Source organism: Streptomyces sp. NPDC058741 (genome assembly GCF_042746715.1).
Taxonomy (GTDB): domain Bacteria; phylum Actinomycetota; class Actinomycetes; order Streptomycetales; family Streptomycetaceae; genus Streptomyces.
The window spans coordinates 132,496-142,882 of the sequence record NZ_JBHYQH010000016.1; the positions used below are offsets into that span (position 1 = coordinate 132,496).

Genomic DNA, 10,387 nt, shown 5'->3' on the forward strand with positions numbered 1-10,387 from the left:
TACGGTGCTGCCGTACGTGATCGCCACAGGGGGAGGGACGATGCCCGGAACCGTGCTGCTGCTGGCGGCCTCGCCGGTGGGCAAGGGGCGCCTCGTGGACGCCGCCTCCGTGCTCCCCGTCCTGGCGGCCGTGCCGCCCGCGGTGCTGTCCGGCACGGACACCGCGAACGTCGTCGAACTCGCCGACCCGCTGGAGCCGCAGGCCGTCCTCACCCGGCTGCGCGCCGCCGCGGCCGCCCCGGGCCCGCTCACCGTGTACGTCACCGGTCAGCTCCAGCTGGACCGCAGGCAACGCCTGCCGCACCTCGCGCTGGCCCGCACCACGCCCTCCACCGCCCGCTACACGGCGTTCCCCTGGCACTGGTTCCGGGAGGAGCTGCGGCTCAGACCGGCCGGGGCCACCACCCTCCTGCTCGACCTGCACGCCGACGCCGAGACCTGGCAGCTGCTGCGGAGCACCCCGCTGGACGCGGGGCGCGGCAACGCCGTGCACGGTCGCGTCGCGCCCCCGCCCTCCCGGCGCAGGGTCGCGGCACCCGCGTACATGAAGGCCGTCGCCACCATCCTGCGCAGCGGATTCCGGCCGCCCGCCGACCAGTTGCACCAGCAGGCGCTCGCCCGGATCGCCCCGGAGAGCGCGGGCACCGACCTCGTGCTGAGCACGCCCGGCCCGTCCGCCGGTGACCCGCACGCCGCCCTCACCGCCGCCGTCCAGTCCGGCCGCCACGCCGACGCCGACGCGCTCGCCGCCCGGCACGAGCAGGCGGCCGCCGCCGCGCACGGGCCCGCCTCCGAGGAGGCCCTGCACTGGGCAGAGGTCCGGGCCGACGTGGCGATGTTCGCCGGGGACGCGGCACGCAGCTGCCACACCTGGCTGACGGTGGCCACCGTCCGCCTGGGCGCCGGGCAGGCGCCGGACTCCCCGGCCGTGGAGGCCGCGGTGGACCGCGCCCACCACCAGTGGGGCCAGGTCCACGACCCCTCGCGGGCCCGGGAGCTGGGGGCCGCGCTGGCCGCGTTGCGGGAGCGGGTGCCCGGGCGGCGCGAGGGCGCGCTCGACCATGTGCAGCGCCAGTTGCGGCAGTTGCAGAGCCAGTTGCAGACCCAGGGCTGACCCGGTCCGCGCCGTCGGTCCGCGCCATTGGTCCGCGCCGTCGGCCTGCCCCGTCGGTCCGCGCCATTGGTCCGCGCCATTGGTCCGCGCCGTCGGCCTGCCCCATCGGTCCGCCCATCGATGCGCGCCGCCGGCCCACCCACCGGTCGGCTCCGCCGGTGTGCACGCGTGCGCCGTGTGCTCCTGGGGTGAAGGGCGCGTGCGGTCGCTCGCGCGGGTCATGTCAAGGGGCTGCCGCGGAGACTGACACGGTGTCATGATGTCGGGTATGGCAGAGGGGGACCATGTGGCTGTCTCAGGCGTACGCGTGCGGCTGGGCGCCGACGCGACGGTAAACGATGTCAGAGCGCTGAAGACGTGGCTGGAGCGGGACAAACCGCTCGCTGAACTGCTCGCCGGCCCGCATCTGCGCATCGAGGAGCGCACCAGGACCGACGGGCCCCCGGGGCGGCTGGGGCCCGACCTGGAGCTGGTGCTCGAACTGCTCAGCGATGTCGCGACGGTCGCGGCGCTGACCGAGTACACCAACCGCGCGCTGAAGACGTGGAAGAACAACCGCCGCCGGCTGCAGGGCGGCGAACCCGACTCCGAGATTCGCCCGCTGGACTCCGACGAGGCGTAGTCCGGTGGGCCGCTTCGATCCGCGCGGCACAGCGAACCGGGCGCTGCTGGTCGGCGTGTCCGAGTACGACCACACGGCACCGGACCCGCAGGGTGTGACCGGGCAGCTGCCCGCCGTCCGGTACAACCGCAAGGTGCTGGCCGACGCGCTGCACCGGGGCGGGATGTTCGGCGCGGGCGAGGTCAGGCAGCTGGCGTCGCCGTCCGCCGAGGAGTTCAACGGGGCGCTCAGCCTTGCCGTCCGCGAGACCGAGGGGCTGCTGCTGCTCTACTTCGCCGGGCACGCCGTCACGTCCACGTCCGGCCGCACCCTGCACCTGCAGATGCGCACCGCGCGGGTCGTCGCGGGCGAACTGCCGGGTGCGGTGAGCTTCGCGCAGGTGCTCGGGGAACTGTGCGTCGCCGAGTGCCGGGCCGAGATGATCCTGGTGATCCTCGACTGCTGCTACGCGGGCAACGCGGCCGAGATCTGGCACCGCTTCGACGCCCCGCTGAGCGCCAAGCGGAAGATCCTGCTGCTGATGAGCGTGCAGCCCAACCGCTGCATCCTGGGCGGCGACGCGGACGAGGCCACGCCGTTCACCCGCGAGGTGGCGGCCGTTCTGAACGCCGGCGGCGAGGTGGGCCTGTCCCGGCTGTATCGCGCCGTGAAGCAGCGGATGGCCGACGCGCGCTACAAGGCGGAGGACGACGACGACCAGTTGCCCCAGGCCCTGGCGCCGCCATGGGACCCGGACGCGGACGTCCTGCTGGGGGCGGGGCCGGTGCGGCAGCGCTCCGGGACGGCCCCGGGCACGGGTCCGGACGAGACACCGGGGGCGACGCCCGACCGGAACGGGTCCGACTCCGTGAACGGGTCCGACTCCGTGAACGGGTCCGGGCCCGCGCCGAGCACAACCACGACGCCCGGCAGGTCCGGCAAGGCCACCGCGCCGGACACAACCACGACGCCCGGCACGTCCGGCAAGGCCACCGCGCCGGACACAACCACGACGCCCGGCACGTCCGGCAAGGCCACCGCGCCGGACACAACCACGACGCCCGGCACGCCCGGCAAGGCCAACACGCCCGCAAAGACCACCACTCCGGGTAAGACCACCCCGACCATCACTCCGGGTAAGACCACCCCGACCACCGCCCCCGGCACGGCCACCCCGACCGCGCCGTCCCGCCCCCCGGACGCCCACCCCCACTCGCACTCCCACCCCTGGCTCCACCTGCTCGCCCGCGTCCGGGTCGTCATGGAACGGCTCGGGAGTCTCGTGCTCAGCGCGCTGCTGGCCCTGCTCGCCACCGGGGCCGGGGGCTACGGCCTCTTCGCGCTGATCGGCGACACGGCGCCCTGCGGGCCGTCGCTGGAGTTACGGGTGCTGACCGATCCCGATCTGGAGCCGGCGATGCGCCGGGCCGCGGACGCCTACGTCGTCTCCCAGGACAACCTGGACGGCGACGGCTGCCGGCGCGGCGGCATCACCGTGTACGGCTCGGGGGCCGCCGGCGTCGTGACAGCGCTGGGCGAGCGGACCGACGCCTGGCAGCAGCCGCGGGAGGACGACAACCCGCAGCGGGACATCGGCCCGCAGCCGGACGTGTGGATCCCCGCCACCCGCGCGGCCGCCGAACGGGCACGGGCCGCCGCGGCCCGGCAGAACCGCGTCTTCGCCCGGCTGGAGACGGACGCCGGGCCGTTCGCGTACTCGCCGGTCGTGCTGGCCGTGCCGGAGCGCCTCGCCACGCGTGTGAAGCCCACCGGGCCGTCGCTGTCCGAGCTGGTCGCCGCCTTCGAGTCGGCGCGGCCCGGGGCCGAAGTGCACCGGCCCGACCCCGCGCTCACCGGCTCGGCGCTGCTGGCGACGACCGGACTGTACGGCGACGACGCCGACGCGGGCCGTGCCGAGCAGGCGCTCACGCGGGCCGGACGGCCCGAGCCCTCGGCCGTCGCGCTGCTGTGCGCGCTGCCCGCCGACGACGCCGTGGACGACCGCAGCGCGGCGCTGGTCCCGGAGTTCCTGCTCAGGAGCGGTGTCGGCTGCCACCCGGCCGACCGCGCCCCGCGCACCGCCGTCTACCCCGGCGACGTCCCCGGTCTGGAGCCGACGTTCGTCCGGGTGCGCTGGGAGGACGGCGACCGGGACCTCCAGGCCCGTGACGCGGAGGCCGAGCGGTTCCGCACCTGGCTGACCGGCGAGGAGGGCCGCGCGGTGCTCGGCGAACAGGGCTTCAGGTCCCCGTCCGGCGCCCGGGACCTCATCGACGCGGACCCGGTGCCCGAGGGCCTCACCGCGTCCGTGCTGCCCGTCGAGTCCGCCGACCCGGCCCGCCTGGAGTCCGTCCTGAAGCGCTACGGCAACGCCCACGGACCGGGCCGGGTGCTGTTCCTCCTCGACAGCTCCGGCTCGATGGCCGGCCGGTGGGACGGCCCCGGCGGCGGTCCGGGCGTGCTCGAGCGGACCCTGACGGGCCTGGGCGGAGAGGACGAGTACGGGGTGTGGGCGCTGCACGGCACGGGCCGCCGTACGCACACCGAGCTGCTGCCCTTCGGCACGCACAGGCTCCCCGAGGCGCAACGCGCCCTGGCGGAGGCCGAGGTACGGGACGCGGAGGCCGATCCGCACGCCGCCCTGCCGGACGCCCTGGAGTTCCTGCGGAAGCGCGGCAGCGACGACGAGCGGCCGCAGCTGATCGTGTACCTCACCGACGGCGAGGACGACACCCGGCTGGCCGGCGGCAACCTCGACGAGGTGGTGGAGCGGGCGAAGGAGTCGGGTGTGCCCGTGGCGATGGTCACGCTGAACAGCGGCGGCTGCGACAGGAACCGGCCGGGCACGCTCGTCGCCGAGGCCGCGGGGGGCCGCTGCCTGGACGCCGCGGACGACCTCGTGCCCGCCCTGCACGACGAGGTCGCCCGGACCGGGACGGGGGAGGAATGAGCGGAGCCCGTGCGCTGACCCGCCGCCTCGCGGCCGCCGCGCTGTCGCTGCTGGCCCTGGCCGCCTGTACCGGGGGCGAGGACCGGGAGCAGCCGACCGCCGCCGACGGTTCGTCCCGGATCGTGGTGGCCAGCGGCCAGGACGTCACCGGCAAGAACGGCATCCGGCAGCAGCTCATCGACGCCTGGAACGCCAAGGAGGGCGGGCACGGCTACCAGGCCCGGCTGGTCGAGCTCCCCGGCTCCGCCGACCAGCAGCGCAGCCAGCTGCTCGGCGCCCTGCAGTCCGGCAGCGCCTCCTACGACGTGGTGAACCTGGACGTCACCTGGGTTCCCGAGTTCGCCGCCGCCGGCCTGATCCGCCCGCTGACCGACGCGGCGGTGGAGTCCCCCGAGGACCTCGTCCCGTCCGTCGACAGGACGTCGTACTGGGAGGACGAGCGCTACGCGGTGCCCTTCAACAGCGACGCGGGCCTGCTCTACTACCGCAAGGACCACCTGCGGGCCGCCGGCGCGGCCCGGACGGACCTGCGCGAGGGCGTCGGCCGGGCCGAGCTGCAGGACCTGTTCGACCTGGTCGGCCGGGAGCACGAGGCGGGCTGGACCACCCAGCTCGCCGCCTACGAGGGCCGTACGGTCAACGCGATCGAGGCGTTCGCCTCGGCCGTGCCGGACTTCGAGCTGACCGACGAGCACGGCGCGTACGCCACGGACGTGACCGAGCTGACGGCGGGCGTGACCGAACTGCGCGAGCGCACGGTCTCGCCGTACACCCTCAAGGACGCCTACCGGTCCCGTGAGGCGGAGGCGCTCAGCGCCTTCTCGGAGGGCCGCACGACCTTCCTGCGGCACTGGCCGTACGTCTACCCGAGCCTGTACGGGACCTTCGGGGACGACCTCGGCGTGACCCGGCTGCCCGGCACGGCGGTGCTCGGCGGGCAGAACCTCGCGATCACCTCGTCGACGTCGGACGCGCGGGCCGCCAAGGCCGCCGAGCTGATCGCGTTCCTGACCGATCCGGACAGCGAGCGCTGCCTGCTGCGCGCAGGGTTCGCCGCGACGCGCACCTCCGCCTACGGGGACCCCGCCGGCACCCCGCAGTGCCGGCACGCCGCCGCCTACTCGGCGAGCCCGTCGGCCTCGCCGGACGAGGAGAGCGCCGACCGCAGGGCACCCGACCGGCTCGCCAACGGGCTCAGCTACTCCCGCGACATCCTGCTCCCGGCTCTGCGTGAGGCGGTGCAGCGCCCCCGCACCCCGGCCTACGGGGCCGTCACCCAGACCCTCACCACGGAACTCGACGCGCTGTACGGCGCCCGGCCCGCGGACCGGCCCCGCCCGACCGACGCGGAGATCGCGCGGCGTCTCGACGAGGCGCTGAGACGCGTCCTGTCCGGTTGAGCCCCGGTCACCGCTGACGGGCCCGCGCGCAAGCCGCCGCGGCGGTGTGCTCAGCGGGCGTCGGCGACCGTCCGCTCCTCGTGCCGCGGCTCCTCCGCCCGCGCCGGCCCCGCGTTGGCCTCCGGCAGCAGCGTCGCCACGGCGACGAGGGCGGCGGTCAGGCTCCGGGCGTACCGCTCGGCGGTGCGTGTGCGTCCGAGCACGGCGACCCCGCAACAGCGGCGGTGACGATGGCGGCGGATGTCGAGCGTCCGCGGTCACAGCGCTCAACACTCCGTTTAACCTAGGAGCTGTAGCTGCCGAACGGCAAGAGGAACAGGGGGAGTTGGCGTGGGGGAGCGGGACGATCCGGGGACCATCGGCCGCCGGGTGCAGCGGCTGCGTGCGGAACGCGGACTGACGCAGCGGCAGTTGGCGGAACCCGTCTACACCCCGGCGTACATCTCCACGTTGGAGTCCGGCCGCGTGCGGCCCTCCGACGACGCCCTGCGGCATCTCGCGCAGCGGCTCGGCGTCGCCTTCGACGAGCTGGCGACCGGGCGTTCGGCGCGGCTCGTCACCGAGGTGCGGCTGCGGCTGACCGAGGCGCGGCGGACGCTGGCGGTCGGCGAGAGCGAGGCGGCGGCGGAGCAGTACGCCGCACTGCTCACCGAGGCCGAGGCGCACGGCCTGGCCGCCGAGCGGTCGGCCGCGCTCCTCGGGCTCGGCGAGTGCGCCCTGGAGACGGGCGAGCTGGTCGCGGGCCGGCAGTACTTCGAGCGGGCCGAGGCCTGTCTCGCCGAGGCGCCCCTGCCCGCCCGCGTACCGGCGCTGCGCGGCCGGGCCGTCGCGCACTACCTCGCCGGTGAACTCCGCTACGCCGTCTACCTGCTGGAGTCCACCCTCGACGAACTGAACCGCGGCGGCCTCCACGACCCCGACGCCCTGCTGCTGCTCTACGCCAGCGCCATCGGCCCGTACATGGACATGGGCGCCCACGCCCGGGCCGCCCAGGCCGCCGAGTTCGCCCTGGCCCTCGCCCCGCAGTCCGGCGACCCGGCCCTGGTCGCCCGGATGCACCGGTCCGTCGCCCGCACCCTGGTCGCCGACGGCCGCTTCGCCGAGGCCGACGCCTCGCTGGCCAAGGCGGCCGAGCTGTACCGGGGCCTGCAGATCCGCACGGAACTCGCCAACTGCCACTGGATGCGCGGCTACGTGTACGCCCAGGACGGCCGGCTGGAGCAGGCCGAGGCGGAGCTGCGGGAGGCCCTCGGCATGCTGTCCGCCCGGCGCGCCGCCCTCTACAGCAGCCAGGTCGCCGTGGAACTGGCCGACGTGCTGCACCGGCGCGGCCGGTCGGACGAGGCCGCGGCCCTGCTGCACGACGTCCTCGGGCACCTGTCCTCCGAGCGCGGCGCCGTCCACTCGGCGGCCGCGCACCGGCTGCTCGGCGTCATCGCCGAGGACGCCCGCCGCACCGAGGACGCCGAGGAGCACTGCGTCCGCGCCCTGAGCCTGCTGGAGCGCGCCGGGGCGGCCGGCGACCTGGCCGACCTGTGCCGGCTGCTGGGCGACCTGCTGCGGCGGACCGGCCGGGTGGAGGCGGCCCTGGACGCCTACCGGACGGGCCTCGGGCACCGCACGGCCCCCGGCACGACGACCCTGGGGCCCGCGCCCGCACAGCCCCCACTGTGAGGAGGCACGGCCCTCGCACAGCCGTACGGGACGGACACGACCCCCGCACAGCGTTGCGGGACGGCCCCCGCCGGAACCCCGCCTCCGTCCGGCCCGCGGAGCAGCCGGACAGCCCGTGCGGGAAGCGCGGACGCCCGCCCCGGGGGCGCCTCCGCGAGCACGCGCGCGTCGTCCAGCGCGTGGTGCGCCCGCTGCCGGACGACGCCGAAGTGCGCCGCGAGCGACTCCGGCTCGTGGGGGTCTTCACCGGGTTTTGCCGCTGCGGCAACGGGTAGTCGGGCCACGTTCTCGAGGGCCCGTGGCGCGATGCGAGTGCCGGGCGTTGTTCCAGGTGTGCTGCCGGCAGGCGTCCTGCGTGATGCCGGGCGGGTCACGGCCCGGTCCGGAGTCTCGTCGACCGTGCGGGCCGTTGTGAGTCGGAGGAGGCGGTTGCCGTGCGGCCCAGGGACGACCCCCCAGGGGCATCCGGTGAGGGCCCCGGGCCCCACCACTTCCCGGGCGGTGAGCTGGCCCGGGCCCGTGCCAGGGCCGCCGACGTGATCGCCCACGGGGTGCGCGGTGCCGAGCCCGACGAGGTGCCCGGACGGCTGTGCGAGGTGGCGGTCGAACTGCTGCCGGTGACCGGCGCGAGCGTGTCGCTGCGCAGCGAGGGCATGCCCGTGCAGCTGAGCGCGAGCAGTGCGGAGGCCGCGCACCTGGCGCACATCCAGGCGACGCTGGGCGACGGGCCCTGCCAGAGCGCGCTGGAGGCCGGGGCGCCCGTGCTCGCCTGCGACCTGACGACGGGCCGGGACGCGGGCCGCTGGCCCGTCTTCGCCCAGCAGGCGACGGCGGCCGGGATCCGGGCGGTGTACGCGGTGCCGCTCGGAAACGACTCGGTGTGCGTCGGCACGCTCGACCTGTACCGCGACAGCCCGGGCGGGCTCACCGACGGCCAGCTGCACGTGGCCGGGTTCGTGGCCCGGGTCATGACGATGGCCCTGATGGCCCTGCCCCGGGGGGACGAGCCGGGGACACAGGACGGAGAACCCTGGCTGAGCGGTCTCGCGGCCGACCACGACGAGGTCTACCAGGCGGTCGGCATGATCATGGCGCAGCTCGGCATCGGCTCCGAGGACGCGCTCGCGCGGCTGCGGGGCGAGGCCTTCGCACGGGGCGGCACGGCCATGGACGTGGCGCGCGACGTGATCGCCCACCGCAAGCGTTTCGACCGGGACTGACCCCCCGCCGCGCGGCCCCCTCAGACCTGCTTCCTGCCCTGGTCCCCGATCTCCGCCAGGCGCTCCGCCCCCATGCCCACGACCTGCTGCGTGACCTCGGCGTACACCTCGTCCAGGCCCGCGTGGGTGAGGGTGATGGCCTCCTCCGCGACGCGCACGCCGGCGAGGTCCACCGTCAGGTACGTCAGCTCCCCGTCCTCCGTCTCGCCGGCCAGCGTGACCCGCAGGGCCCGGCGGGCGTCGCCCACGGGCGGCAACGGCATCGCGTCCACCCGGACCTCCTGGACGCCGCCGCGGGTGGTCGCGGCCGTGAACCGGCCGCATCGGCCCGGCAGCGACTCCAGCCAGTCGAGACCGCGGTCGACGTCGGCACGGGGGTGGGCGGCCACCTGGTAGTGCAGCTGGACGTCGGCGTCGGCGGCGTCGAACCCGGTCGTTGCCTGCGGGCCCCGGGGGGCGCCGAAGAGTTCCTCCGTGTAGAGGGTGTCGAGCAGCCGCTGGCACTCGGGGTCCTCGGTGGTCGCCTTGAGCAGGCCGTCCCGCCAGGTCCGCGCGCCCTGTGTCGGGCCCCACGGCTCTCCCAGGTCGGCCTCGGTGATCAGCGCCGCCCGGGCCTGCGCCTGGGTCAGGGCGGACCCGGAGCCGGGCGGCTGCTCGGCCGCCGGCGACGCGGCGGAGGCGGTGGCGGACGCGGACGCCGAGAACCACCGGGGACGCGGCCCGTCGTCGAGGGAACATCCGGCGGTGGTCAGCAGACCGGCCACGGACAGCACGGAGACGAGGAGGGCACGGGCGGCCGGAGGGTGGGTCATCGGGGTGCCTCCTGGCGGGCGGGCGGGCCGGCGGGCGCGGCTGTCCAAGATCGGGTCGGTGCTCTTACGGCACCACCCGGACCGGCCCACCACCAGCGAGAAGGGCCGTTCGGGTGAGGGAGGACGGCGGGCACGAGTGTCACGGCCGGGCACGTGCGGACAAGGCAAGCCGCAGCACACGCGCGAGCGGAACGGGGGAGTCTCCACGGGCTCCCGCGCCCGTGAGGCCCCCGCGCGGAAAGCCGCCTCGGCCTGCTCCGGCCTGCTCCGGCCTGCTCCGGCTTGCTCGGCCTGGTCGGCTTGCTCCGGCTTGCTCCGGCTTGCTCCGGCTTGCTCCGGCCTGGTCGGCCTGCTCCGGCCTGCTCCGGCTTGCTCCGGCCTGGTCGGCTTGCTCCGGCTTGCTCCGGCTTGCTCCGGCCTGCTCCGGCCTGGTCGGCTTGCTCCGGCCTGGTCGGCTTGCTCCGGCCTGCTCCGGCCTGGTCGGCTTGCTCCGGCCTGCTCGGCCCGCCCCGGCCCGTCCAGGCCCGCCCCGGCCCGGCGTGTCCGATGCGGTTGACCAACAGCATCGTGTGTCCAGGAGCGGGGCCTGCGCGCCGGGGCCCGCGGGCCCCGGCGC

8 protein-coding genes are annotated in these 10,387 nt (G+C 75.8%); 6 read left to right on the forward strand and 2 right to left on the reverse strand.

The genetic code is table 11. From position 1 onward, the window contains the following. Window positions 1–40 precede the first annotated feature (40 nt). The 4 genes from ACFW6P_RS15950 (at window position 41) to ACFW6P_RS15965 (ending at window position 6,065) form a co-directional block, all read left to right on the forward strand. On the forward strand, window positions 41–1,114 hold the full coding sequence (locus ACFW6P_RS15950) for a hypothetical protein (RefSeq protein ID WP_386356974.1): 1,074 nt from the start codon (window positions 41–43) through the stop codon (window positions 1,112–1,114). Between the two features lie 268 nt (window positions 1,115–1,382). Next, the gene (locus ACFW6P_RS15955; protein ID WP_386356972.1) at window positions 1,383–1,736 is read left to right on the forward strand and encodes a hypothetical protein; all 354 of its coding nucleotides are present in this window, start codon (window positions 1,383–1,385) and stop codon (window positions 1,734–1,736) included. Between the two features lie 4 nt (window positions 1,737–1,740). Continuing rightward, on the forward strand, window positions 1,741–4,665 hold the full coding sequence (locus tag ACFW6P_RS15960; RefSeq protein ID WP_386423957.1) for a substrate-binding domain-containing protein: 2,925 nt from the start codon (window positions 1,741–1,743) through the stop codon (window positions 4,663–4,665). Next, entirely contained in the window at window positions 4,662–6,065 is a 1,404-nt protein-coding gene (locus ACFW6P_RS15965) for an extracellular solute-binding protein (protein WP_386356966.1), read from the forward strand. Before ACFW6P_RS15960 ends, ACFW6P_RS15965 begins: the two co-directional genes overlap by 4 nt. Before the next feature lie 50 nt (window positions 6,066–6,115). Here the strand turns inward: ACFW6P_RS15965 and ACFW6P_RS15970 are convergent, their stop codons facing one another. Beyond that, a complete protein-coding gene (locus ACFW6P_RS15970) occupies window positions 6,116–6,268 on the reverse strand; it encodes a hypothetical protein (RefSeq protein WP_386356964.1) in 153 nt (50 codons plus the stop codon). Window positions 6,269–6,395: 127 nt separating this feature from the next. Here ACFW6P_RS15970 and ACFW6P_RS15975 point away from each other — a divergent pair, with 127 nt between their 5' ends. Then, on the forward strand, window positions 6,396–7,739 hold the full coding sequence (locus ACFW6P_RS15975) for a helix-turn-helix domain-containing protein (RefSeq protein ID WP_386423959.1): 1,344 nt from the start codon (window positions 6,396–6,398) through the stop codon (window positions 7,737–7,739). Between the two features lie 434 nt (window positions 7,740–8,173). Next, window positions 8,174–8,959 carry a GAF and ANTAR domain-containing protein gene (locus ACFW6P_RS15980; RefSeq protein ID WP_386356960.1) on the forward strand — a complete coding sequence of 262 codons (786 nt, stop codon included), beginning with the start codon at window positions 8,174–8,176 and terminating at the stop codon, window positions 8,957–8,959. Between the two features lie 20 nt (window positions 8,960–8,979). On the opposite strand, the gene ACFW6P_RS15985 is transcribed toward ACFW6P_RS15980, so the two are convergent. Then, window positions 8,980–9,771 (reverse strand): hypothetical protein, encoded by a 792-nt coding sequence (locus tag ACFW6P_RS15985; protein WP_386356957.1) that lies wholly within the window; start codon window positions 9,769–9,771, stop codon window positions 8,980–8,982. Window positions 9,772–10,387: the final 616 nt, after the last annotated feature.